This window comes from Thermopirellula anaerolimosa (assembly GCF_054657335.1).
In genome coordinates this window covers 665,809-690,909 of sequence record NZ_BAAHYX010000004.1, presented here as the reverse complement: position 1 = coordinate 690,909, position 25,101 = coordinate 665,809, and the positions used below count along the sequence as shown (strand labels likewise).

The 25,101-nt window shown below is 60.9% G+C and carries 21 protein-coding genes; 3 read left to right on the top strand and 18 right to left on the bottom strand.

All coding sequences use genetic code 11. The annotated features are described in order from the left end of the window. Window positions 1-14: 14 nt before the first annotated feature. The 7 genes from ACYQ6J_RS03270 to ACYQ6J_RS03240 form a co-directional block, all read right to left on the bottom strand. Window positions 15-1,304: a YeeE/YedE thiosulfate transporter family protein gene (locus ACYQ6J_RS03270; protein ID WP_460182767.1), complete on the bottom strand. Its 1,290-nt coding sequence runs from the start codon at window positions 1,302-1,304 to the stop codon at window positions 15-17. 31 nt (window positions 1,305-1,335) lie between these two features. Then, entirely contained in the window at window positions 1,336-1,872 is a 537-nt protein-coding gene (locus ACYQ6J_RS03265) for a YeeE/YedE thiosulfate transporter family protein (protein WP_460182766.1), read from the bottom strand. A 48-nt stretch (window positions 1,873-1,920) separates the two neighbouring features. Further along, the gene (locus ACYQ6J_RS03260; protein ID WP_460182765.1) at window positions 1,921-2,652 is read right to left on the bottom strand and encodes a cytochrome b/b6 domain-containing protein; all 732 of its coding nucleotides are present in this window, start codon (window positions 2,650-2,652) and stop codon (window positions 1,921-1,923) included. Further along, complete coding sequence (locus tag ACYQ6J_RS03255; protein WP_460182764.1) at window positions 2,643-4,829, bottom strand: hypothetical protein; 2,187 nt, start codon at window positions 4,827-4,829, stop codon at window positions 2,643-2,645. Before ACYQ6J_RS03255 ends, ACYQ6J_RS03260 begins: the two co-directional genes overlap by 10 nt. Window positions 4,830-4,887: 58 nt before the next feature. Beyond that, window positions 4,888-6,345 carry a tetrathionate reductase family octaheme c-type cytochrome gene (locus ACYQ6J_RS03250; RefSeq protein WP_460182763.1) on the bottom strand — a complete coding sequence of 486 codons (1,458 nt, stop codon included), beginning with the start codon at window positions 6,343-6,345 and terminating at the stop codon, window positions 4,888-4,890. Between the two features lie 81 nt (window positions 6,346-6,426). Next, complete coding sequence (locus tag ACYQ6J_RS03245; RefSeq protein ID WP_460182762.1) at window positions 6,427-6,849, bottom strand: ArsR/SmtB family transcription factor; 423 nt, start codon at window positions 6,847-6,849, stop codon at window positions 6,427-6,429. A 199-nt stretch (window positions 6,850-7,048) separates the two neighbouring features. Continuing rightward, entirely contained in the window at window positions 7,049-8,011 is a 963-nt protein-coding gene (locus tag ACYQ6J_RS03240) for a hypothetical protein (protein WP_460182761.1), read from the bottom strand. 433 nt (window positions 8,012-8,444) lie between these two features. Between ACYQ6J_RS03240 and ACYQ6J_RS03235 the strand changes: the two genes are divergently transcribed. Then, window positions 8,445-9,995, top strand: a complete 1,551-nt coding sequence (locus ACYQ6J_RS03235) for a HEAT repeat domain-containing protein (protein ID WP_460182760.1) — start codon at window positions 8,445-8,447, stop codon at window positions 9,993-9,995. Between the two features lie 8 nt (window positions 9,996-10,003). Here ACYQ6J_RS03235 and ACYQ6J_RS03230 read toward each other — a convergent pair whose 3' ends face one another. Beyond that, the gene (locus ACYQ6J_RS03230) at window positions 10,004-10,681 is read right to left on the bottom strand and encodes a hypothetical protein (RefSeq protein ID WP_460182759.1); all 678 of its coding nucleotides are present in this window, start codon (window positions 10,679-10,681) and stop codon (window positions 10,004-10,006) included. A 263-nt stretch (window positions 10,682-10,944) separates the two neighbouring features. Here ACYQ6J_RS03230 and ACYQ6J_RS03225 point away from each other — a divergent pair, with 263 nt between their 5' ends. Next, window positions 10,945-11,973, top strand: a complete 1,029-nt coding sequence (locus tag ACYQ6J_RS03225) for a galactitol-1-phosphate 5-dehydrogenase (RefSeq protein ID WP_460182758.1) — start codon at window positions 10,945-10,947, stop codon at window positions 11,971-11,973. Window positions 11,974-12,001: 28 nt separating this feature from the next. Here the strand turns inward: ACYQ6J_RS03225 and ACYQ6J_RS03220 are convergent, their stop codons facing one another. From ACYQ6J_RS03220 to ACYQ6J_RS03210, 3 genes are all read right to left on the bottom strand, one after another. Further along, window positions 12,002-13,561: a DUF4159 domain-containing protein gene (locus tag ACYQ6J_RS03220; protein ID WP_460182757.1), complete on the bottom strand. Its 1,560-nt coding sequence runs from the start codon at window positions 13,559-13,561 to the stop codon at window positions 12,002-12,004. A gap of 47 nt (window positions 13,562-13,608) precedes the next feature. Further along, the gene (locus tag ACYQ6J_RS03215; protein WP_460182756.1) at window positions 13,609-15,357 is read right to left on the bottom strand and encodes a FecR domain-containing protein; all 1,749 of its coding nucleotides are present in this window, start codon (window positions 15,355-15,357) and stop codon (window positions 13,609-13,611) included. A gap of 76 nt (window positions 15,358-15,433) precedes the next feature. Next, the gene (locus ACYQ6J_RS03210; RefSeq protein WP_460182755.1) at window positions 15,434-15,976 is read right to left on the bottom strand and encodes a sigma-70 family RNA polymerase sigma factor; all 543 of its coding nucleotides are present in this window, start codon (window positions 15,974-15,976) and stop codon (window positions 15,434-15,436) included. A gap of 347 nt (window positions 15,977-16,323) precedes the next feature. On the opposite strand from ACYQ6J_RS03210, the gene purN reads away from it, so the two are divergent. Then, window positions 16,324-17,007: a phosphoribosylglycinamide formyltransferase gene (gene purN, locus ACYQ6J_RS03205; RefSeq protein ID WP_460182754.1), complete on the top strand. Its 684-nt coding sequence runs from the start codon at window positions 16,324-16,326 to the stop codon at window positions 17,005-17,007. 165 nt (window positions 17,008-17,172) lie between these two features. Here the strand turns inward: purN and ACYQ6J_RS03200 are convergent, their stop codons facing one another. The 7 genes from ACYQ6J_RS03200 to ACYQ6J_RS03170 all read right to left on the bottom strand — a co-directional run bounded on the left by ACYQ6J_RS03200 (window position 17,173) and on the right by ACYQ6J_RS03170 (window position 24,600). Further along, on the bottom strand, window positions 17,173-17,580 hold the full coding sequence (locus ACYQ6J_RS03200) for a GlcG/HbpS family heme-binding protein (RefSeq protein WP_460182753.1): 408 nt from the start codon (window positions 17,578-17,580) through the stop codon (window positions 17,173-17,175). A 167-nt stretch (window positions 17,581-17,747) separates the two neighbouring features. Then, window positions 17,748-18,503: a metallophosphoesterase family protein gene (locus ACYQ6J_RS03195; protein ID WP_460182752.1), complete on the bottom strand. Its 756-nt coding sequence runs from the start codon at window positions 18,501-18,503 to the stop codon at window positions 17,748-17,750. Window positions 18,504-19,036: 533 nt separating this feature from the next. Further along, window positions 19,037-20,167, bottom strand: coding sequence for a hypothetical protein (locus ACYQ6J_RS03190; protein ID WP_460182751.1), 1,131 nt, complete (start codon window positions 20,165-20,167; stop codon window positions 19,037-19,039). 268 nt (window positions 20,168-20,435) lie between these two features. Continuing rightward, a complete protein-coding gene (locus ACYQ6J_RS03185) occupies window positions 20,436-22,091 on the bottom strand; it encodes a hypothetical protein (RefSeq protein WP_460182750.1) in 1,656 nt (551 codons plus the stop codon). Window positions 22,092-22,324: 233 nt separating this feature from the next. Then, window positions 22,325-22,882, bottom strand: a complete 558-nt coding sequence (locus ACYQ6J_RS03180; protein ID WP_460182749.1) for a hypothetical protein — start codon at window positions 22,880-22,882, stop codon at window positions 22,325-22,327. A 161-nt stretch (window positions 22,883-23,043) separates the two neighbouring features. Beyond that, the gene (locus tag ACYQ6J_RS03175) at window positions 23,044-23,631 is read right to left on the bottom strand and encodes an RNA polymerase sigma factor (RefSeq protein ID WP_460182748.1); all 588 of its coding nucleotides are present in this window, start codon (window positions 23,629-23,631) and stop codon (window positions 23,044-23,046) included. Between the two features lie 42 nt (window positions 23,632-23,673). After that, on the bottom strand, window positions 23,674-24,600 hold the full coding sequence (locus ACYQ6J_RS03170) for a hypothetical protein (RefSeq protein ID WP_460182747.1): 927 nt from the start codon (window positions 24,598-24,600) through the stop codon (window positions 23,674-23,676). Window positions 24,601-25,101: the final 501 nt, after the last annotated feature.

Genomic DNA, 25,101 nt, shown 5'->3' with positions numbered 1-25,101 from the left:
CGAATCAGGAGGCATCAACCGCCGCAACCGCCGCCCGGCGCCTTCACCGCGCGGAGCAGTCGAATCTTGGGTTGGAATTTGCGTTTGGCAAGATACTCGGCACTGGGGCGGGCCGCTGCCGCGCGATCTCCCAGCGAGGGAGCGAATCCGACCAGCGTGACTTGCGGCGTCCCGCTTTGCTCCCTTTTCGCGAAATCGTCGGCGAAGCGAAAACGATCATCTCCCGCCGCGGGAAACTCCGGCCCCGGCGCTTCGAAGTTACCGGCCCAATAGATTTCGCACCAGCGGTTCACCCCGCCCGCCAAGATGTAGGCATTGATCGCGCGGTGAACGGCGAGGTGTTTCCACGCCTCGACCGCCCGCGCTTCATCGTTGGACATGACCACGACCACCTGCTCCGGGCGGATTTTCTTGGCCCAAACTCGATCGATCTCGGGGATCGTCGTCCGGATGGCGTCTTTGAGATGGAAGGCGTTGTAATCGCTTTCGTCGCGAACGTCGAGCAAAAGACGCTCCACTTGATTGTTATACATCAGATCGAGAAGTTCGGCGGGATCGATCAAGACGCTCCGCGACTCCAACCGCTCGTTGAGCTTGGTTCGGTTCCAGGCGATTTTTCGTTCGGCGTCGGGTTGGCCCAGGATGAGGGCGATGCCGGCGGCGGCGATGCCGCAGGCGACGGCGGTTCGCAGAAAGGCGGGCGAATTGGGGCGGCCCGACACGGGGGGCTTGGCCCAGGCGATGCGAGCCTCGGCGATTTCGGCCAAGAAGAAGGCCCCGATCGCCATCAGAAGGACGGCGGCGACGACGATTCCGGCATCGACGCCGAGCCATTCGAAAATCGTGATGCGGTCCATGGCGCCCGCGGTCGTCCAGAACGCCATCAAACTCGGCGACATCAAACCGAACAGGAACATGCCGCAGGCGACGCCGAGGGCGAAGACGAGGCCGTCCCATTTGAACGTGGCCAGAGCCACTAGCGACGTGCCGGGACAGTATCCGCCGATGATGAAACCCAGTCCCAACGCCGCCCCGCCGGCGACCGAAGCACCCAGGTAGGTCGGGGGCACGAAAATCTGCTCGAAATCGACCCAGCCCAGGGCCGAGGAGGCGAAGACCAGCAGCATGGCCGTGACGATGGCCGAGAACATGACCTTCAATACGCGCAAGTCCGAAAGATAGAACTGTGCGGCCAGGTTGCGGGAGTCTCCGAAGCCGGCCTTTTCCAGCACGAATCCGAAGGCAAACCCGATGAGCACGGTCGTGACCACATCGATGGCGCCGGACAAATGAAGCGGGAACATCGTGGATTCTCCCTGAGAAGGCTTCGGAATCTCAAAGCCACAATCGACGCATCGGGTAGGCCAACAAGTACCCGACCGCGAAAATCATCATCATGAAGACCCAACTGCCGAGCGAGAGGACGGCGCCCCCGGAGAGAGCCTGTCCGGAGGTGCATCCGCGCGCCATGGCCGCCCCCCAACCCATCATGGTCCCCCCGGTGAAGGCCGCGACCAATCGCAGGACCGGCGTCATTCGGGGACCGCGAGGGATATCCGCTTTCAATCGTCCCGAGAAGAGGCCGGAGACGAACCCTCCCGCCAGAGCGCCGAAGACCATCCAAACGATTCGGTTATTGAGAGGATCGGCCGCGCCTCCCCCCATGGAGACGAAGTAGGGATTCTGATTCACGATCGACGGGGCGAAGACCTTGAGGCCTTGGACGACGAAACGCGCAATGGCGCCCGACGCGCCCAGGCCGCTTCCGGTAACCAGGAACGCCGTGAACAAAACCGCGCCCAGAGCAATGCCGGCGACATAGGGGTTCCAGTACGGGGTCGGTTTCTTGTCGATGGTTTGCGGTTGTTCCATGGCACAGTCATTCCTGATGAAGGGTTGATTCATCGGCTTTGGGGTCGATCACCGGCCTTCCTCGTCGGGTGATCCGTCATGGCCGGCGGCGAGGGCGGTTGCTTCGGCTTCTTCATATCCGGTAATCATGGTCGCCAGGTGCGCCCAGGGGGTGGGACCGATGGTTCCGAGATACACATGGGCCAAAAGAAAACCGGTGAACGTCCAGGCGCCCAGCATGTGGATGCCCGCCGGAATGCTCAGGCCGCCCGTGCGCGTCAATAGCCAGGGGGAGAATTGCATGAACCAAAGCCCCAGCCCGGTGAGGATTTGCAGGGGCAAAAGCACGTTCAGGATGATGAGGTATGTTGCTTGTTGCAAAGGATTGAGCCGGCGCAGGGGTGATCGCTCCAGGGGATGTGGTTCGCCGTGGAATACTCCGTAGAGATAATAGCGAAGCTGCCGATAAGCGAGGATGTGAAACTCACGCGGTTCCGGAATCAGTTGGCGAATGGTTCCGGTGGTGAGGTAGTAGAAGAAGCCGAGGAAAGCGTTCAGAACCAGAATCCAGCCCAACGTGTTATGGACGTAGACCGCCCCGGCAAAGGACAATAGCCGCAGTCCGTCCGGATAGTGGATATGAAATCCGGTGACGATTAGGCCCAGGATGCACACCGCTTGAAACCAGTGCCACACCCGTTCGTACAGCGTATAGATGCGCATTCGTGCCATGGGCGGTCCGCTGCTTTCTAAGACTGAATTCGGGACGTTCTCGATTCGCCCTGCGGGGTTCACGAACATTGGGAAGCTTCGTCGGTCGTCCGCGGCGACGGCGGTGATCTTCGGGCGGCCTGGGCTCGCAGAGCGGCGTGGCTCAGGATGGCGATCATAACGCCGAATAACACCGCCATTCCGGGGATGTCGGCCCACAGATGCCGACTCTTGCCGAGTATGTAAAACCCTGCCTTCTCGGGGATTGGTCGCAACGACAGTCCTTCACCTGCACCGGCGCCGGTCACCAGTTGGAAGGCACTCGGGATTCCAGTTTGGGATACCATAGCGGGGGCTTGGTCATCCGGTGATTCGTTCGACCGCAGCGGGAAGGCGGCGCCGAGCATGGACCGCGAACTGTGGCAAGCCCCGCATTCTCGGATCGCCGATTGCGACGGTTGGACGCCGTGATGAAGGGCGAAGGGATATAGTTCAAACCGAGCGGTCGGTGATTGCACGCCTGCCGCGTGCAGTTGCCGCGCAACCTCCGCCGGTTCGATGGGCGCGGCGTTCGGGGTCGGGATTGACTTGGGCGCACCGGCGGCAAATTCCAGCGGCGTCTCGCCGCTACCGCCGTCTTCATGCGAAACGTCCCGCGAAGCGCTGGAACCGAGTGCCGCAGCGAGATCGATCGTCCTTACCGGCCGCGCCGCCGTTCCATTCTCCTGCCAGTAGCTCGCGAGAATCAGGTTGTAGGGTCCCAACCGGAGCCGCCCGTCCGCGGATCGCCTTGGCAAAATGGCGGGCTGAAAACCTGTGATCGTCGGCAGTGCTTCGCCGGGCGATTGCTCCCAACCCCGCCACTCGATAGCCGGTCGACCGTCTCGGGGGGCCAGCCAATCGACCGACCGGACGGCAGGTGCGTGAACTGCGGGGATGTGGCACGTTTCGCATTCCAAACGAGCCATGTGTACTGCTCGGAAGGGCAGCCAGTCGTGCGTCGCGTCGGCACGGTGGCAGTCTCGGCAGGTCCGCATCGTTCCGGAGAACTGGGGGGCGATGCCGCTTTGCGGCGTATCTCCCTTGGCGAATTGATGGCTCGGCTGTCGCAGATATTCTCCAAAGGAAAGCCGCCGGGGTTCGAACGCGAGGTGCGCCGGGCGACCGCCGGAGGGAGGCTCGAACAACGCCGGGTTGTCGAGCGAGAAATGGCAGTGGCGACAGTCCAAGAGCGCCGCGGCGTGCACGTCCCACGGTTGCGAGAGCCGCGATTTATCTCGCAGATTGACCGCCGAATCGGACATCCGTTGACCGGAAAAGACCTGACCTTTGGTGAGCGTGGACCAATCGGATATCGTCACGTCCAACTCCAGAGGTCGGTCGCCGGTGTGAACCTTGCCGTGACACTGCCCGCAATGTTGGGCGGTCGGACGCTCCAACCGGAATGCCGCGGCGGACACTTGTCCGCTCGCGTCGAAGGCCTCGGGTACGTACGTCCAGCGGTCGTCTTGCCGTTGTACGATCTCGGCACGAGCCAAGGTGGCCGTCGTCGCCCAACCGAATCGACCGCTCTTAATTTCCCGCAATCTCTCGGAGTTGTCCGGTTGTTGGAGATGGCAGAGGAAGCAATTCAGCTCCAAGGTTCCGGAGGCCGACCAATCCCATGGACGCGGGGAGACACGCCCCAAGTCGGTGGTCTGTAAGTCGGGGTCCCAACTGTCGGTAGTGGTTGCGGAGGTCTTCTCTGGGGCGCTTGCGGGGCGTGTCGCCAACGGCGTGTCGCCGAAACCCGCCGTGCCGAGCCTTCCGCCCGTGTAACGATATCCGAACAGTCGAAGCCAGTCGGCCAATCCCAGATCCGGCTTGTCGTCGCCGGGCGGGGATAGTCGCTCGTAATTCAACGGATTCCAGCTTCCGACTCCGCCGAATGTGTAGTCCCAGGCATGGCGGGCGAGAGGCGTCGATCCGGGGGTAAAACGCCGGTCGATGCCGAGATCGGCGTGATAGCAATGTCGGGCGATGTAGTCCGTGTCGTGGCACGCCCCGCAGGTTTTCGCGGCGGAAACAGGTCGGTTCGTCGAAAGGACGTTGCGCCCCTGGTCGTCGAGCAATAGCAGGGGAGGATGGAAATCCTTTCGGTGTGCACGTACTCCCACGACCGGAGCAGACGGTTCCTCGGCGATCCCGAGTCCCTGCACGACGAGCAGGGCGAGGCTCGGCAAAATGACGCCGATCGAACGGCGGAGCGGACAATCAGGGCGTCGCATTCCAGGTTTCCTTCGGCAGTCGAATCGGCGATCTTGTTGGAAGTGAAGACGGCGAAGCTCAGTGGATGTCCGGACTCAGCAGACCGGCGGCGCGCCGGTCGCCTCGATACATGGGATCGCCGGGATAGCCCAAGGCCTGCCAGTCGAGTCGGCCGTTGGGGCCGTGACAATCGGCGCATTGCAGGGCTTGCTCCTTGGCCTGGACCATGTGGGACAACGGCCAGTACATCTCCGTATCTACGAACCCGTACTCCCCGCTATAAGGCAAGCCGGTGTCCCGGCTTCCCAGGCGACAGGCCTTATCCCAATCGAATTCGGTCCAATATCCGCCCGGTCCCCAAGTTCGCGGCGTCAAAAGGTACTCGTACTTGCGGTCGTAGATTTGCCGGCCGCGGTGGACCTTGAACGGCCAAATCTTGGCGTCGGGATCGCCGGGACCGCCCAACGGACGGTTGATCAAGACCACTTTCGACGGATCGATTTTGTCGCCCGTTAGGTAGCGTGTGGCCCGCCCGTTGTACCAGTAATACTCGGGAGCTACGTCCTGTGCGTAAACGAACCTGCCCTTTTGCTTGAGGTATACGTGCGGATCCTCGGGAATGTCGTCGCGTCCCGCCGCCGACCAGTCCCAATACATCTTGGTGGGAGCGTCAATCGCCATTTTGGGAATGTGGCAAGTTTGGCAGGCGACCGAGGCGGTGTGGAAGTCCAACCGATCATCACCGTGAGGACGATCGCTGTGGCAATCCGTGCAGGAGACGCGATCGGGCTTCTCGATGCAGACCGACATGGCGCAACCGGCAATGCGGTGTTCTTTGGTCCGGTGGCAATCGACGCATTCGAAACGCAGGCGGCCCATGTGCACGTCGATGCGTTCCGGCGGGAAATACATGGTGCCGTCCAAGTCGCCGTGTTTCACGGCATCCGCACCGCCGCCCTTGAAGTGGCATTGGCCGCAATTCAAGCGCGTGGGACGACCCACGCTGCGGGCCACGGTCGTCAAATCGACGTCCGGTTTGGGCATCCCCGCCAAACCCTTTTGGTACGTGTTGGTGCGATCATGGCAAACCAGGCAATCGACGTTTTCCTCTCGGGAGAAATCAAACGCAGGGTCTTTCCATCCGTAACCTGCGTGGCAGGCTGAGCAAGCTTGGATATTCGGTAATGCCGCAATGCAGAAGTTGTTGATCAGATTGAGTTTTCCCACGCTTTGCATTTGACCGGTTTGGGGGTCACGAACGCGGTGCCCCGCCCATGTCCAATGGGTCGTGGCCATGACCTCCTTGGCGGCGTTCGGATGACAGGAAAGGCAGGTTTTCGTCACGTCGGGACCGGATTGCAGTCCGTCGGGAATGAGCGCCGCATGATCCACGTGCCGCGCCGGAGGCGGTACGTGTCGCCAGGGTTGGTCGACCGGGCGGCGTTCGGCGGGAAACGACCATCGCCAGGCGGCCCAAGCCAGTCCCGATAGCACCACGACCACGGCGGCCGCTGCCGAAAGTTTCGCGAGATTCATGCCCGGTCGCCTCCACGGCCGAAACGGAATCCGCTTCAAGACTCCGTTTTGTTTTGAAGTTTTGCTGCTGCGTACGTCTCGTCACTTCAGCGACGGCGTTCCGCTCGGCGTAGGGGCCGATTGGGCGTCGTCGTGCGAAAAAGAATTCACGGACTCATCGAGGTTGCCGGCGGAGGCGGTCAATTCCGTCCGCAGCGCCGCTGGAAGATCGTCTTTCACGGCACCTAGGACGGCATCCCGGAGAATCTCCGTGGCCTCGACCAGTCGCTTGTCCGCGAGGCGGTACAGCACCTGCTGTCCTTGCCGTCGAGTGCGAACGGCCCGGCATTCCCGCATCAACCGAAGGTGTTGCGAGGCGTTCTGTTGAGGAACGCCGGTGGCCTGCGCCAACTCGGTAACGGTCTTTTCGCCCTCGCGAAGCAGACAAAAGAACTGCAACCGCGTGGGATGGCCGAGCACGCGAAAGAGTGTAACCAACAGATTGCATTCGTCGGTGGGAAGCATGGCTGTATCCGCTAAAGAATCAATTCAGTGCTATTATACCAGGATATACGTACATACGTAAGTACGCACATACAGGTTCAAAAAAAGAGAAATCAACACTTTTTAGGGGTAATATTTTGCCTGAAGGTGTTGTTTTGGCTTGCCGCAGTCCTGCAAAAACCGGGATGCATGCGAATCACGGGCACTGCGCGATCGCAAATCAACGAATCGTGGGTCCGTCATGCTCCGAATTAGGGGTCTCGGCAACCTCCGGTTGAGGATTGTTTTCCGGGTTGAGGAGGGGGTCTTGCGACCCGCGTCGGGTAGCGTCGGCGATGAGTTGCACAAACTGCTCCCGGACGGTGGGGGAGACCTTCGTCAATTGGCCGGCGAGATGTCGCATGGCAGTGCCGCGAACTTCCGCCGTGCGGTACAACGATCCCAGAAAGGCGAAAGTCTGCCGATAGTTGTTTTCCGCCATGGCCCCGAAGAACGGGTTCATCGCCTTCGTGAGCAACTCGAGTCCGGCCCGGTCGATCTCGACGAATAAATCCAGATCGGCGGAGACGTAGGCCGTACCATTCTTTTCGCGGATATAACTGCTGTTGAGCACCACGATGCACCGTCCCTGCACGGGTCGAAGCATCAATGGGCCGCTATATTGGCCCTCCGCGTAAACTACGTGACAGTTCGGAGAAACCAAGATGTATTGCAGACGGGCCAACGTGCCCGCCGCGTCGTCCATGAAGTAATCGCCGTCTGCGCGCCGTTCCAGACGCATTTTGGTCACACCGAGGACCTGCCAGATTCCGACTACGACGTCGGGGTTCTCGACCAGGAATTGGTAGAAGTCCGGTTCACACTGGACGATGCGACTGGGCATTCTGCGGAACATGGCTGAGCGATTGACCACCTCCAACACACGCTCACGGTATTGGGGGGACAGCTTTTCCCAGGGTATTTGCTCGATCGCTGCACGCTTAACGTCGCGGTCCGAAGAGCCGCGCGTTAGCTCCAACTCCCCAGTCTGCCCGGTCCGAGGACTCTGCTGCTGCAACGTTTCCGGATCCGCCGCGAGGGCGTGAGCGGTAACCGTCAGGCTCAAAATGGCGGTCGCTATCGCCGTCCCAAGTCGCCATAGGCTGCGACCGAAGAGTCGCAATGGACGTGGCGGTGACCGCAATGGGAGAAACCTTCCAAGCGTCGGGCAAGCAGCGTTGATGGCGCAAGGCATATTAGTAAGGCGGTTTGCGGTCACCGGCGAGGTCTTTCCATCGGGACAGGTACGGCGCCTTCCCGCAAGCATGTCGGGAAGGTGCTTGATCTTTGGCCTACGGATTCTATTCGGCATGGGAAGGCTTTTCCGGCTAACAAAAACCTGCGGTGCGCACCGGGTGGATGGGAAGACTGCGCTGTGTTGGCAATTCGAACAGCCCCCCGGGCATTTCGATTCACTATTGAGGAGGTGTCAGCGGCTTGGGATAATCCGCCGCCCTCCCATACAAGCCCATACAAGCGAATCGCTAAGGCGCCTTGCTCGTTGGGCTGAGATGGGGTCTCGAAGTCCGTCGTGGGAGCCTGGGGCCGAGTAGTCGAAAAGATACGATCTCGAATCGATGCGAAAAGCATGGATAGCCGCCGAGTACGCAAGACAACGTAATGCCCGTCCGCCGGCGGCACGGACGACGCGTCGAGGCGTCGTGCTCTTTCTCGCGTGGGTCGGTTTCGCATTGGTTTGGGCGGCGGTTCTCACGCGGCTTCCGGAATCTTGGGACGCAACGCGGGCGGCATCGCTGGAACAAAGGCTCCTCACGCCGCCTTGCCGAGAGCCCGAGCGGATTGTGGACCAACTGGTTGAGTTAGGGCCGGTGGGCTTGCCCGCAGTTGTTCGTGCACTCGACAGTTCGGAGGACCGCGTGGCCGAAGCGGCCCGAAGGGCGATCCGGCGAGAATTGTATACCGAATATGACATTTCATCGCGTCCTGCTCGTCTTGACGCCGTGGCCCGGACGATGCTCGCCGCCTATCCCCGGTGGCACAAAGCGACCCGGTTAGCGGCTTACCCCTTGCTGCGGATGTTGCTGGATTCTCCCCGTCAAGCCGCGATGCTTTCGCCAAGCCGTTTGAAGCAACTGAAGGCCCTGGCGGTCGAAGTGGAAAACGGAGCGGGGGTCGCGGAGGGTGGAGATGCTCCGTCCAAGAGTTTTGCGAAGCAAATTGCCGACGAGACGTCTCCGTCCACCCATCAGACTGGCGACCAAGCAAGAATTGAGTTGCCCAACGAGTCCGCCCGGGTACGCCTGGAAAGCGGTTCCCGGTTCGGGCTACGAGAGGGTGCCTTGCCGGAACGCGATCATGTGCTCGCTGGGAGCGCCGACTTGACGCCGGGGATGGCGTTAGGACGTGAAGGAACGAAGACGCGTTCCGTGGTTAGCCCGGCTTGGAACGGCGAATCATCAGCCGAGAATGTACAGCCGCGCGCCGACCTTCCGGACGGGGTGACCGGGGTCGATCCGGCGGTGTACGCCGACGATTCGTCCTCCGTGGTGGAACCGCGATCGTTCGGACCGAGCGGGAGAAATGCCGTTCGAACGGCGGCCGGCGAGAGCGACGTTTTGGGACATGAGGGGTTGCTTCCGACGGATCGCGCCTCGGCGGAAAGAGGGATTCCGGAGGACGGGGGGAGATCGCCGCGCACCCAAGCGGATCCACGATTATCATCGATTCCATTCACCGGCGGCATTTCGCGACGAAGAGAACCTCCGGCGGAGTTCGCCATTCCTGCGGAGATTCGAGGGCTGTTTTTGCGCATGGTTTCCGGTCCGCTCGACGAGCGACGCGCCGCCGCGGATGCCCTTCGAGTTCGCGTACGGTCACCCGGGGTAATTCAGGCAGGGGGATTGGTCTTTGATCCATCGCCGCAACGTCGGCGGGACGCGGTTGCCCGATTGTGGACCATCCCCGACATTGATCCCTTGCCCTTTCTATTCGAGCTAGCCGTCGATCCCGACCCGGCGGTGCGGCGTGACGCCCTGATGGCACTGGGGTCGATCGCCAACGATGCCGTTCGGGACTGGGTCATATCCTCGTGTCGAGGCGACGAGTCGCCTGAGGTTCGGGCATTGGCGGAAACGTTCCTGCCGACCTCATCCGCGGGTGTGCGGTGAGAGCGGGCTCAATGGCCGGCCTCATCCGTCGTGCCCGAAATGAACAGATGCCCGTCGGTGAAATCCACGGCATCCACGTGAACGCGGCGTCGCCCGTCCGGGGACTTTGCAGAAAGGGGAATCGTCAGCGTCGACTCGCCGTCCACATCTTCGCGGCCGACATCCACGCCCGCGCGACGCAGGGCTTCCTCCAGTCGCTGCGAGACGGATGCCGTCGAGAGCGGCAACAGTCCGACGCCTGCCTTGCGAAAACGAATCGCGAGCACGTCCGTCCTCGCTAGTTGCACCTGGATTCTGACCCAAAGCACTGCCGAACGACCGCCCCATTCGGTGCGACAGGCCGCCGTCAATTCCTCGCGTCCGATACGAATGCGCGGCTCGTGAAGCGAGGGTGGCAGTAGGTTGGGGTGATTTCTCGGCAAATCCGTCGAGAGCCAGGCGTTGACCTCGTCCTCTGTCAATCGCAGGTCCCAGCGTCCCGCCCGTTGAAAGTCGCTTGTAAGAGTGGATGCCTTTTGTAGGAACCGGTCATTGAGCGCCGCTTGGGTCTTGGGGTCGGCCGCGGCAGTGGGGTAAAATGCGGGCACGCGGGTTGCCAGGTGGAAGAGCACCCCGCCCACGATCAAGAGCACAAGCAGAAGTCCGCCGACCGTCAAGGCCCCGTAAAAAAGCAACCGTTTTCCCACGAATGTCTCCACTGACCGTGACGATACCGTCCACGCTTTGCACGAGTCTATCATCGGGGGAGACAACGAGCGACGTCAATCGGCCGCAAATTCGGTGAGACGGTTCGTGCGGCGTGTGCGACGCGAGTGGCGGGATGCATTGACGCCGGGAGATGCCTGGGGCGCTTCGCCGAGCTTCCGAAACATCTGGAAGGACTTACGGCGTGAGACTTGCGCCGAATCGACGCTGAGGCCGGTCTTCAACAAGCAGGAAAGAGGTTTGCATGAAAGCCCTCGTGCTGAAAGAATACCGACACTTGGAGATTCAAGATGTTCCGCCGCCCGATCCGGCGGAGGACGAGGTCTTGATTCGCGTCAAGGTCTGCGGAATTTGCGGCAGCGACGTCCACGGCATGGATGGAAGCACGGGTCGGCGCATCCCGCCGATCATCATGGGGCACGAAGCCGCCGGGGTCGTGGAGCGGATCGGAGCGAAGGTGACCGGCGTGGCGCCCGGCGATCGCGTGACGTTCGATTCCACGATCTACTGCGGACGCTGCCGTTTCTGCCTCCGCGGTCGGGTCAATCTGTGCGAAAATCGCCGCGTCTTGGGAGTTTCCTGCGGAGAGTATCGAAGGCATGGAGCGTTCGCCGAGTGGGTGACCGTGCCAGGGCATATCGTCTATCGCATTCCCGATGCCGTCACGTTCGAACAAGCGGCCTTGATTGAGCCGCTTTCCGTGGCGGTTCACGCCGTAGACCGTGTGAGACCGCGATTGGGCGATGCGGCGGTGGTCGTGGGCGGGGGGATGATCGGGCAACTCGTCGCCCAAGCGGCCCGAGTTGCCGGTTGCGGCGAAATCGTGGTGATCGAACCGGATGAATACCGCCGAGAGTTGGCATGCAAGTTGGGGGCCGCAGCGGCGTGGTCGCCCGCGGAAGCCTCGCCGCAACGCCTAAGCGAACGCTTGGGCGGCCCGCTTGCCGAAATCGTCTTCGACGCCGTGGGAACGGCCGAATCGCTTGCCCTCGCCCTCAGCTTGCTGGAGAAGGGAGGGACGTGCGGTTTGGTGGGCAACCTTGCTCCGCAAGTCCCTTTGCCTTTGCAAGCCACAGTGACGCGCGAGTATTCCCTTTTGGGCTGCTGCGCATCACAAGCGGACTACCCTCGCTGCCTAAACCTCCTGGCCGGAGGCGGGATCAGCGTGGACCCGCTCATCAGTCGCACGGCCCCACTCGACGAGGGGCCGAAGTGGTTCGACATCCTGTACCACCGCCGTGAGCCGCTGATGAAGGTCCTGCTGGCTCCGTGATCGTCACGGCGAGTCGCTGTATTGCCGCCTAGTGCGTGACGGCGTACACGATGGCGTTGGCGCCGATCTGTAGGGCCGGTTCGTCCTTCAGTCCGTAGGCGTAGGCGTGGGGAAATTGCTCCCAACCGTTTCCGAGGTCGAAGCGACTGTAAATTACGGCCAAGCGACCGTCGATGCTGATGCCCTCCAGTTCCGGGGCTTCGAGCGAGCCGAAATCCTCGCGGACACGCGGCGTATATTCCACGCGCTGGATGTCGAATAGGTTGTGGTAGAGGGGGTGATCGAGCGGGATACGCTCCAATCGGGCGTCCGGGAAGACCTTGGCGATCTCTCTCCGGAAGCCGAGATCGAAGGAGACGCGACCGCAGCAGGCGTCGGCCAACAACAGACCGCCCGCCTTGAGGTAACGCCGGAGCATCGCGACCTCTTCATCGCTCCAAACGAACTCACGGTGGCCCGTGATGTACAGCATGGGATAGGTCGCCACCCGCGGGTCGTTCAATCGGACGTTTTGCCGCTTGAATTTCACCTCCAGGGTGGAGTTGTCTCGGGCGAATTTGAGCAGGTTGTGCACGGCCGAGGGGTCGGGGTCCCAGTCGCCGTCGTGCATGATTTGAGCGAAAACGAAATCGTCACGCGAGGGGGCGTCGGCCTCGTAATACACCTTCGTGGTGCTGAGGAACCGCGCCAACTGATAGGAGCCCAGAATGTAAGTAATGAGATTGGCTCCGACCTGCCGCGCCAAGTCGATGACGAGGCGGAGTCCCCGCGGGTGGTCGTGACCGTCCCAACCGCAACTCATGTCGGCGGGCGAGAAGATCACTCCGCTGCGGCAACCGAAGTCGATGGACTCCAGGCAGGGAGCTTCATCGTACTGCGAACCGTCGGACTTTTGGTAGGTGAAGGAACCCAGACGGTAGTACGACGAAAACAGCGGTTCCTCCGGGAGCATTTTGCGGAGCGGTCGGCCGGGAAAGATCAGTTCCATCTCGCGGCGGAAGGCCTGCGCGAAGTCGTCCCAACCGCAGCAGGCGTCGCCGATGATCGTCCCGCCGTCCATGACGTAACGAGCCAGCTTCGCTCGAACGTCGTCCGTCAATTGGAAGGAATTGTGGCCCGAGAATAGCAGGGCGGGCAACTCCCGCGGATCGTACGAGAAATGAGCGAAGTCGGTCTCCATGGCACGATAGTTGATGCCCAACTTTTCGTTGGTCCATTCCAGCAGCGTCGTCACGTCGGCGGGATCGGTCATCCAGTCGCGATACATGACGCGCTGGCCCTCGCGGGTGACCCAGCGCACGGGGCCGAGGGCCATCTTGCCGACCAGGGCCGGCGGGCTGGGAGGACGCTTTTTCTCCGAGCGTCGTAGAGGCGTGACCGGCAGCGGTAACGGCGGGAAGGATTCGCCGCCCGTTCGGTGTTGCGGAGCGGCCTTCGGGGGCGGGCCGCAATCGATCGGGCCGGAGTTCTCCTCGCCGAAGAGCAGACTGGGCACGCCCAGTCCGCCCGCCTGGCCGACCGCCCAACTGACCCCCATCGTTTCCAAAAATCGGCGGCGCGAGTGTTTGCGGTCTCTCGGTTGGAACATGGCATCACCTCTTCTTCGAGTTCCGGATTGCTCTTCAAGTTTCCGTTCTATCGTTTACCGGTGGTAACTTCCGCCGCGACGCCCGGCAGGGGCGGTACGGCGGATGCATCACCCGCCAACAGTTTGAGATGCCCTTGAAACACGTTTTCTTCCACTATTCCATTGTAAAGAACGATTTCGTCGACGGCGCCGGGAAATGCGTAGGCATGGGCGCCGCCGGCATCGAACCCCTTTCCGATCGCCAGCACGCCGGAAGCCATCCCACCCACGGCTTGACCTCGGCGGAGGACTTGTCGCAACCGTTTTTGCCCCAGGTTCAGGTCCGCCAACCACGTGTTCACCACGATGCGGCCGTTACACTCTGCGAAGGTAGCGGCCGCGTAGTACCAGTGTCCCGGTTTCAATCGGCCCTCCGTGATCAGCCAGTCTTCGCGCGCATCGAAGAGATGCATGAGCGTGCCGTCGTGGGCCGCCGCCAAAAAGAAACTGGCGCGATTGCGATCCCCGCGCGTGGCGAGTAAGCTCCCCACGGCATCATCGCCGTCGCGAAGGTCGAAGCCATCGTAGCGGAACACCGCCTCCAGGGACAAAAGGCCGGGCGGGTTGAAGATGTCCTCCGTTTGCAAGGCCGCCCCCACCGCGTTACCCACGCCGCGCCGGATTCGAACGGCCTCGGAGCCGATACCCCAACCCGATTCGATGCCAAGAGCGTTCGTATCGCCGCCCCCTTTGAGCACGGTTCGCAGCAGCGGCTCGCCGGTGATGCGCTCGCGATATCGACCATCCGAAGATTCGAACGAAAAGACTCGCAATACCTGTTCCGCACGAAGGGCGGCGAATTGGAGGGCGCTGGAACTTCCCGATCGCGGCAATTGCCAAATGAAACGCCCCGCCGCGAATGCGATCGGTCGCCAACGTCCCCTGCCGTCCAATCGCACGGCCTGTCCGGCATGCAACACCTTGCCCGGATCGACCAAGTCGCGGGAAATTCGGCGGGCGGCGGTTTGCGGGCCGGTGTCGCGTTCAGCGGGGGTCTTGCCGTCGTCGTTGGGGCGGAACTCTACCTCTCCCTCCAAGACGTGCAATTCCGCTCCCCGTTCATCCACCGTCACGGCGAACGAGGTGCCGCGATCAATGAACCGCCCGAAGGGCGTCTCGACGCAGAAGCCTTCGCCGGGAGACGTGATTTGGAATACGGCCCGGCCTTGATCGAGTCGCAGGCTATTAATGGATGTCAAAGCGGCAGCGGCGGGGCCTTCCAGTATCCAGCTATTCCCGTTGGGCAGGCTCCAAGCCGCGACGCCGCGGTCGAGTCGCTTGATTTCCCCGCAGGTCCAATCGGACGCAGCGGATGCCGTTCCCGACGACTGCCCGGCGGAGAACGAACCGAGTAACTGCGCGACCCCGGATTCGTAAGAAGCGGTGCGGCGGGGCGCAACCCACCACAAGAAACCCAGCATGATGATTGCCGCCAGCGCCGTGACGACACCCAGGATGTGCCGGACGGTCCGTGAATCGCGTGTTGGTTGATCGGATTGCGAAAGCGGGTGTCGGCCCGTTCCGAGCCGTGCGGTGGTCCCGGGCAAACATGTTGCCGGGCTTGGCGCTTCCAGGCTCGACCAATGCAGTTCGCCCACCAGGAAAAGATAGCGGGTCAGGAATGCCAGACCCTCCGGGTCGCGCGTAAGTTCGTCGAGACGCAGCGAGTCTTGCGCGGTCCATTCGCCATCGCACAACGCGGCGGCCAATCGCCCCAACTCTTCGTGCGTCGATGGCTGGGAAGTTCGCCCGGTCAAGACCCGATGTCCTCCATTCGCCTTGCTAAGGATGCAACCGACCGCACCGGCACGCCTGACGGCGGACGGTCGGACGCTAGGTTCTTTCTTCGGCTAGCTTTCGATCCATGCACTCCAGCAGCCTCATGCGGATGCGGTGAAGGGCGCGTCGAATCGCGTCGGCGGTCCGGCCCAATCGCGCGGCCAGTCCCTCGGGACGGCAGTCCTCTTGGTAACGCATCCGGATCAATTCTCGATGTTGAGGCAGCAACTCCTCCAGACACTGTTGCAAGGCTTCCCGGCGCCGGTCCAGACCGTCCAATTCACGGATGGCGGAGGTCGACAATCGATCGAGCAATTCTTCGGAGATCGGCAAAGCCGCCTTTCCCTTCGCCTGTCGATGTTTCAGAACTTCGTATCGCGCGACACCGCAGGCCCAACGCGTAAAATCTTGGTCGCGGCGATATTCGGAAAACTTTCGCCACAGGACGACGCTGGTCTGTTGCAGAATCTCTTCGGCGTCGGCCAAATTGTGCACCAAAGCGAAAATCGACAAAAACACCTTCCTCTGAGCGACGGTCCAGAGTCGGACGAACTCTTCACCCGCTTCGGCGGCATCGCCTCGTTCGATTCTCTCCATGGCTGGACGAGTCGCTTGGGAGGTTCTGTTCCGGCCCCTATTTTCTTATCCCCGTCCGGAACGAAAAATCGGACACGAATTTCCCGCAAGTTCCCTAATTATGCCTCTTCCGGAGGTTTTGTCGGGTCATTGGGGGAAATTTCACGGGGATCCGCCGTGAGACGCTATCCCAAGGTCGGCCGAAAAAACGATAGAATCAGGAGAGTTCGGCTGCGACTAGAATCGCGCGAGGTTCTTGGCGGTAGGCGACTCGGCCCAACGGGGACAAGTGATTCCGTGGGGGGCGTCCGAGGCCGCATCCGCAAGCGGCCTTGAGCGAGCGAGGGTGGTAGCGAGGAGCGGTTACAATGCCCGATTCCGATGACCGAAAAGGCGATGCTTCCGGACGACCGCCGTTGCGGGTTGCTTTCCTGATCTCAGGCAGCGGTCGCACGCTCCATGACCTCTTGGATGACGTGGATAACGGTTTGATCGACCTGGACGTGCGGTTGGTCTTGGCGAGTACCCCAAACGCATCGGGATTACAGCACGCCGAGTTTCGCGGAATTCCGGTGGAGGTTCTGGAGCGGACGGGCTTTCTCGACGGCGGAGAGTACAGCAAGGCCATCTTCGGCCTTTGCCGGGAAAACGAAGTTCAGATCGTGGTGATGGCGGGCTTCAGCGTCCATTTGACCATTCCGGAGGATTTCCGACACCGCGTCATCAGTTCCCATCCGGCCCTTGCACCCGCTTTTACCGATCGAACTCTATACGGAAGGCGGATCCACGAGGCCGTTTTGGCCCGCGGCGTCAAAGTGAGTGGATGTACGATCTTTTTCGTGGATCAGTCGCACAATCGCGGACCGGTGATTCTACAACGGGCGGTGCCGGTTGCCGTGGATGACACCGTGGAACAGTTGGAGCGGCGAATCTTGTACGAGGAGCGCTTGGCCTTGCGGGACGCCTTGCAACTCTTGGCCGAAGATCGGATCCGAGTCGAAGGCCGATGCGTAAGGACCCTACCCCAAACGAGCGGCGCCCCTCAGACATAACCGGCTGACGGTTAATGATGCCGTGCTATTTAGACCGGCGGAGAATGGGCTCCTCGCCGCATTTTCGCGGAATGAGCGCCCCGTCGTGAATGCCGTCGACGTAAACCGACTCGGCATCGATTGGGACGGGGCGAAGCATGGCTTGGCGGCGGCGGTTGGCCGTCGTCAACCATTCAAGGCGGCGGCGCCGGCCAAAGCTACGGCGTGATCGTCCTCTACGGTGCTGCCCGACACGCCGACGGCCCCGATGATTCGCCCCTCGGCGTTTTTCAGCGGCACGCCGCCCGGGAAGGAAATGAGTCCGCCGTTGGAATGCTCGATGTTGTAGAGCGGACCGCCGGGTTGCGACAACTTACCGATTTCCCCGGTATTCATGTCGAAGAATCGGGCCGTCTTCGCCTTTCGAATCGCAATATCGATGGAACCGAGCCAGGCGTCATCCATGCGTGCAAAAGCCTTGAGATTCGCGCCCGCATCGACCACGGCGATGTCCATCTTCACGCCCATCTCCTGGGACTTCTTCAGGGCGGCGGCCAGAACCTGTTGGGCCTGTTCCAACGTGATGTCCGACATGCTGGAAAGCTCCTTCCGTTAGGGGTAGCAAAATGCAACCGGGGGGGGTTCCCACCCGATGAAGCACCGCTTCAACCCGGTCGGGTGGGAATTGAGACTCTATATCATAGACCGCCAGGCAAGGGGTTGGGGCGAAGACGCATCCCGCCAAGTTCGAACCCTGCCGCTTATCGTCCTTCGAGAAGCCGATCTCCCAGGCGGTTATCCAACTCGGGGATGGCCAGAATCTTTTCTCGCGTGATTTCGGCGGGATACTCGACGCGGCGGAAGCGGACCAGTCCGTTCTCTTGGATGACGTAGCACGCACGGCGGTCGCCGTCCCGCGGTTGTCCCACCGAACCGACGTTGATCATCAATTTCTGATTTTCGTCCAGGTGGAACTCCTGGTTATCCAACTCCTCCGGCGAGAAGAATTCCAGGTTTTCGGTGAAGACGCCCGGAACGTGGGTGTGCCCCTGAAAAGATATCCACTCGATCATGGAAAAGATCTTTTCCATCTTGCTTTGCTGGTAGATATCCTCCGGGAACACGTACTCGTTGAGGGGGTTGCGGATGGACCCGTGCACGTAGAGGATCGGCCCTTCCTTGTGAACGCGAGGACGTTCTCCCAAGAAATCCCATCGCTTGAAGGCCGCCGGGGAGGCCGAATTGATGTCCTCCAACTGTTCCCGGGTCCAGAAGATCGCGCGTTCCGCGCCCACATTGAAGCCTTCGGGATCGAAGAGGGCGCCCTGATCGTGGTTTCCCAGCAAACAGACCTGGCAATTCATGACCAGGTCGACGCATTCGCGCGGGTTGGGGCCGTACCCGACGATGTCGCCCAGGCAATAAACCTCTTCGATGCCCTGGGATCGAATGTCGGCGAGGACGGCTTGCAATGCCTCGAGGTTGCTGTGGATGTCGCTGATGATAGCCCGTTTCACGATGTCGGATCACCAATCGGGGGATGGACTTGGAAAAACCGGTCGCCGGGGTCGAAAAGCCTGTTGACAGTGTATGCCGCATCCCCAGTGTGGTCAAGATGATGCGCGCCCGGGCGTACCGCGTCCGTATAGAAACGACCCCTTGGCGGAAATCGTTTCCGGGCAAGGCTTTGCGGCGTAGTAGGCCTAGGCTGACGCTGCTCTGAATGGAGTGCCTCGAAAACCGTGCGGCGTCGATTATCCAAGGGGTTGATCCCGGTTAGGCAGACTGGTCCGAGATCTTTCGATTGCGAAGCGTGTGTCGCCGGAGAGCGGTCTGAGTGGAGGGAACGTTGGAGGTCATGCAAAACGCTGAACCGAGAGGTGTCTTACCTGCCGGCCTGTCAAGCACTTCTTTACTCCTCCCATTGTCCCGCAGTCACACACGGGTGACTTTTGCAAATCTACTCGATTTGCCCACTTTGTTAAACCTCGAACTGAGTTAGCCGCAAGAGGAGTAACAGCGGAAACGGCTCGTTGGCGCCGTGCCGGGATCACTCTGAAGGACATTTCCTTGCAACGAGAGGCCCGAAGCCGCGCGCGATGAGGGCAATCCGCCGTGTCTCAGGCTCAAGCAGGCAGATTTGATCCCGTCCTAACTGAAACACCAAGCGATCTCGATCCAATTGAACGGCATTTGTGACAAGCCACTGGACCATTGGCGTTTCGACCCCCCACGATCTGGTAGCGCCGGTAACCCTGTTCGTGGCAAGGATCCCTTCAACAGCCCAAAAACCAAGGTGGAATTCCCATAACGAAGGCTCTTCCAGCGCTGGGACAAATAAGTCGGGCCAGAAAGCGTCCTTTGGGTCCCATTCGCCATACAAACTCAAACGAAAATTCAGGGGTGCTTGACAGGCAAAATCCGGTTGAATCATCTCGTACGACGGCTCGGGCCCCGACGAATGGTAGAGAAGATACAGATCGTATCGACCTCTTTCATTCGGCCTTGCCGAAAGCCTACTTGGTTGATCCGCAGCGGGAATCGAAAACACGGGGCGCGGGAATGATCCCGACAGGTTCGATTCGACCACGTGTTTTCCATCCGCGGTTATAAAGAACAAATGATAGGGACCTTCGGTATTCATCTCCTGGATAGGAACCAAATGGAACTCGGTCAGAAGTGTCACGTTGCTGGCACTCCGATACAACCCCGTTAGCAGAAGGTAGCTGACGGCGTGCACCAGCAAACAAGCAAGGGCAATTCTGCCGAAGCCCCGACTACGCTTCCACAACGCGGCAAGAACAAAGGGAAACTCCAAAGCACACGTTATTGCAAATGCCGCAATCCAGAAAAGCCAAAACCAAGACCAGTAATTGCTCAGGTTAATATCCGGCGCCTTGGCCAGGCCCAGTAAAAGAAGATAACCCCCTAACCATGCGGAAAAGTAGTTGGCCGCGATCATGCAAAGGATGGCACTCAACGCACCCGCGCGGAACCACCACACCAGCAACAGCCCCTCCAGGATGCCCAAAAACAAGTTGCCTACAACCAGGTGGAAAGCTGAAACCCACATCAGCGGTGTCCCAGCATTTGCATAAGCTGTTGCCGAGAAAGCAAGAACAAGAACAATCGCCGGGACGAACCTTCTTGGGCACATCGCCATCCCTCCCTGCCGCAGCATTGCTCTTCGACGCCACGAGCATAGTTGTAATGGCCCAAGGGGTCAAGGCGCGGAGATGTCACGGGGAACAGCGGTTTCCGGCGGAAGAGGGCGTCGCATTATTGGTGTCTGCCGCCGGAGCGAGGCTCTTGCGATGGCTTCGCTTGGGGGGCCGAGTTGATCACGCAAAAGCAAAAGGCCCGACCACGGCAAAGGCCGAAGTCGGGCTGGGGAAGCCTACCAAGGTTTGATGAGCGCACCGCGAAGAGCGGTGCCGACGCAAACCTCGTTACCTGGCAGCGCGCGGAATCAGGAAGAGGGTCTGGTCGATCTCGACGGTCTTGCGGACCTCGGAACCTTCACACGTGACCCTTACCCGAATCCCGTCATCATCCGAGGTCTTATTCAACAGTTCCAGAACCGCGGAGAGCTTCTCTTTTTCATGCTCGGGCGCGAATTGCGATGCGAAGGCGACCGCCTTCTCGACGTTGATGCGCATCTCCATGGCAGGCGACACCTGCGGGCCGAGCGATTCGGCTTCCTCGACGAGGGATCGCAGCATCGGTCCGACGTCCTTCCCCACGATTACCGCGACATACTCTTTCGAGACGAGCATGGCCAGTTTCAGCGTGGGTCCGAACATGCGCTGCACCGCCGGGTTGTCGGCTGCATCCTCCGGCATGTTCAACGTCAGCAGGTGAATCTTGAAGTCTTCGTTCGAAAAGGCATTGGGCTGAACGGAGACCACCGCCTGCGGGGCCTTCGCCTGAATCGCCTCGATGATCTTGCCCGCCAGTTCCTCGACTCCGCGCGGATCCGGGGCGCGACCGGCGGCGATCAGGTAGAGTTCATCGCCTCGACCCAACACGGCAGTGGCGCCTTCGGCGCGGCCGCTTTCGGCTGCCTTGCCCAGAAGCCGCAGCAGATCGTCCAGCATGCCTTTGGCGAATTCCGCCTCGGCCGGATCGTGCAGCTTGCGGTCGATTTGCGCGTGCAATTCATCGCGAATGACCTGACCCGCCGCGGCCAGCTCGGTGTGCGAGGCCGCCGGAAAGACGTAGTTCCAACCCATGTAGCAGAGAGTTCCGGGATACGAACGCAAGAGCGGCAGCGGGCTGATCAATCCTTGCTGCTTCTGGAACCAATCCGCCAATTCCGTCCCGTCTTGGGCCTTCCATTGGCTGGTGAGAATGACCTTGCCTCCCGAGCGATCCCAGTTCACACCGATGCTCACGGTTTCCGTCTGTTCCAGAACATCCCAGAGCAGACCTTCCATGCGTTTTGCCGCGGCCTTGCGAAGTTCGAAGACCGCGTCGCTCTCGCCCGGTTCTTGGTGCAGAGACCGGCGCGCTTCTTTGCGCAGCCAATCGCGCACCTTGTCGGCCTGCTTGCGGGGCACGGCGGAGAGATTCGCGCGAGCTACGACAAAGCCCTCACCCTTGACGGCGTCCAACCACGGCGATGGGTCCGTGGGGACCTGTTTCAGGACCTCCGCCTTTTCGGAAACGTAGACCCAACCGGCGCCCAACGAGCAGAACAGGGTACGTCCGCCCATCTTGACGCGAAAGATACCGTCGCCCAGTTCCTCGAGTTCTTCGATGGCGGGCTTCGCCGTCTGATGAAGTTGATCCACGTCCTTGACCGGCACGATCAGGACCACGCCGGCGCTGTCGCCGACGGGCAGGCAGGCCAGGCCCCAAGGGCGGGCTTCGTCGATGCCGCTTCCGCGAGCCATCGCCAGACCGATCCGCGCGGGACCCAAAGCCTTGCCGACCGCGGAATCCCCGCTCACCTCCTCAATCCCGTCCAGGATCGCGTTCCACTTGTCGAGGGAAGCGATTCGGACAACGCCCATCGGTTCCTCGGCGACCGAGGGCGCCAAGGCGGCCATCGCGCCCAATAGGACGGCGCCCGCCAAAAACCGCAACGACACTCTACTTCTCATCACACGACTCCTCCAGTGAAAGAACAACACCGAACTTGAAACTCACACAACCGCCGTGGCGATGCACGATTTGCCCCGTGACCGTCTCCGCACGAGCCGAACCCGTCGCTAAAGGTTCCGGTGGCGCCAACGGCGACGAGCATGTTCGATCGGACCTGCGACGGAGTGTCACTCTGCGCACCCTGCCGCATCCCGCTCCATGATGACACACCGAGCACATCGTTGGATTGCGTTCAGGGCATGTCGGCCGCCGCCAAACCGGTCGGAAACTGGCTCTCGACCAAACGTTTGGCCGCCACGGCGTCGCGATCCAGATAAGCCCACTTTCGATCCTGAACCTGTACTAACGTTGACTGCAATTGACGGATCGCGATATCGGGGAGTGATGAAGCGGTTTCCAAAACATCGGGAGGCGACGCGGCAATGTCCGGTTGGGACGGCGCGGAATCCTGCGCGACATGACGTTCGCCCGTTGTCGGGGCGGGGATCTCGCCGGGCTTGCGATACTCGACGGCCAACCACCAAACGGCCAAGCCGATCAATAGGGTCGCGGCAACCATGCCCCAGGTAACCGCCGGCAAGTGTAGTCCGCCGCCCGCTTCGTGGCTTCGCAGTCGGCGAAGTTCTCGCTTTTCCTCCGGCGGATCGTTTTCGACGGCCTCCATGATCCGCGCGTGGAGCGACGGCGAGAAGGTCGGGCGATCTCGTACGGCCTCCTCCCGAAGGAGTTTACCCAACCGGGAGTCCGCGAAACGTTCGCGATCGGTATTGGAAAAAGTCGGGTCCCACATGGGAAATCCCCTTGCAAAACCATCAACAACGACGAACGACAACAGCGGCGTATGACGGCGTCAACACGAATCATCAGAATGTATTGGAAACATGGTCTCGGCAGTCGCCGCTCCGCCTCTCCTTTCGCGGCAAGACTTGCCGCACAGTGCGATCTCGGTCGTCATCCCTCCGATGTGAACTCCTGGAGGTAAGGCTCCAGTCGCTTTCTCGCGCGAAACAACGTGGTCTTGACGGATGCGGCCGATCGTCCCAGGACGTCGCCGATTTCCCGTACGCTCATTTGTTCCACGTAAAACAGCCACAATGCGGTGAATTGCGGTTCGCTCAAGGCGTCTTCGGCGATGTTCCACAATCGCAGGCGGGTCTCGCGATCGTCCCTGCCGCGATCGGAGGGCGGGGCTTCGATCACGAGGTCTCCCATCGCCTTGGCCTGTTCCGCCCGTTTCTTGTCGCGGGCCGCGTTCAAGGCGACGCGAAAGGCCACCGTAAACAGCCACGGCCGAAAGGCCCGGTCGCTGCGATAGTGTCGCAACTTGCGATAGGCACGCAAAAACGTCTCCTGCGTCATATCCTCCACGTCGCTGACGGCAAAAGCCTTGCGCCGCAGAAAGTGCAGGATGGGAACTTGGTAGCGCCGCACCAACTCTTCGAAGCTTGCGACGCACCCCTGCTGTGCCTGATGAGCCAATTGCTCATCGGACAGCGATTGGAGGCCGCATCGCATTTCCGATTCTTGCACCGCGGACATCCTGTGATGCAATCTCTCCCGGGGCGCCGCGAGGTAAAGTTCTTAGGGCAACTTGGGAACGACGTCCTTTTGCCAAACGGCTTGCAGGGACGCGGACGAACCCTCCCACTCACCGCGGACAATGTTTCCCGCGGTGGTGAATCGGGCGGGTTGCAGCAACTCATAAATTCGAGGTTGATCGGCGTTTTGCAGGCGTCCAAAGGCCGTCAAGCCGGCCAGGACATCTCGCACGTCGGCAGCGGTACTCGCGGACTGAAACTCGGCGGCCAGGACGGCAAATGCCCGATCGCCGCGCTCACCGATCGCCAGACTCAGGCGTCGGCTGCGCTTCACAATGGGCGACGCAAACGGAACGGGTAACTCGTCCAAACCGCGAGCGTGGAAGACGAAAAACGTTTGCGGATCGTTGACGAAAAACGGATCCGCCGTCTTTCCCTTCGCCGCGCCCGCCGAAATGATGGCACGGAGCGCGGCTTCATCTTTACCGAATGCCAATCGATCGTCGCTCAGGAACGCACCCACCATGTGCGAGTTTTGATCGCGGTCCCACCAACGATGCAGCGTCTTGCCCTCGAAGGAATGCGTCTCGTAGCCCGGCGAAAGGGACACCAAAGCCGTCAAACGCTTTTGGTCGAACTTTCCGCGGAGCAGAACGATGCCTTGTTCGGGATTGAACCCGGTGCCCAGGATGGTAGCGCTCTTGATGTCTTCGCCGGGGTTCAAGCCGATGATCGGGATTTCACGGAGCTTGCGGAGATCGGCGTTTTCTTCCACGAGATAGTCGATGATTTCAACGGCCAAAGGCGACTTTTTCAAATTCTCGACATCCAGATGGGCACACCAATTCCAATCTTCAGGAACAAGTCCCCAATCGAGCGGATCTCCCAGGGACGACGGCGGCGTCCAAGCCGCGCCGAGCAGTCCGAGCAGCACGACGATGTACGAGAATCCGCGGGTAGCAACCATCATGGATCGGGTCCGTCTCGACGGGTGAAAAAATCGTATTACGCGTATCAATACCTTTACATGGACGGGGTTGCGAAATCGTGATCGGTCGTAGACCGACTCTTGCTCTCGTCCCGGCGTAACAGTATACACCGCAGTCACCTCGGCGGTTTCGCAGGTAGCGGAAAGTTCGAGCAGCAGGCGTGGCGCCGCGTTTGCGCATCGCGGCAGGGGCGGGACAATGTGTGGGGGTAGCCTTTCGCGGCAGGTTGGACCGATTGGATCGCTTCGAGCGCACTGTGGCGACACGAACGATCTCACCGCGGCCATTGGAAGGGCCGAACCGTCGGCAGGCTCCCGACGTCCTTACAATCAGAGATTGCCTGTGTGACGAATCGGAATGCCCCCCTCAAGTGGTGGAGAATTGGGGTTGTTGGGGCCTTTTGCGTACTACAATTAGGGTAAAGGCTTGTTTGTGGCCGAAACACGGTTAGGATATGGATGACGATTTCGTGACACCAAGAG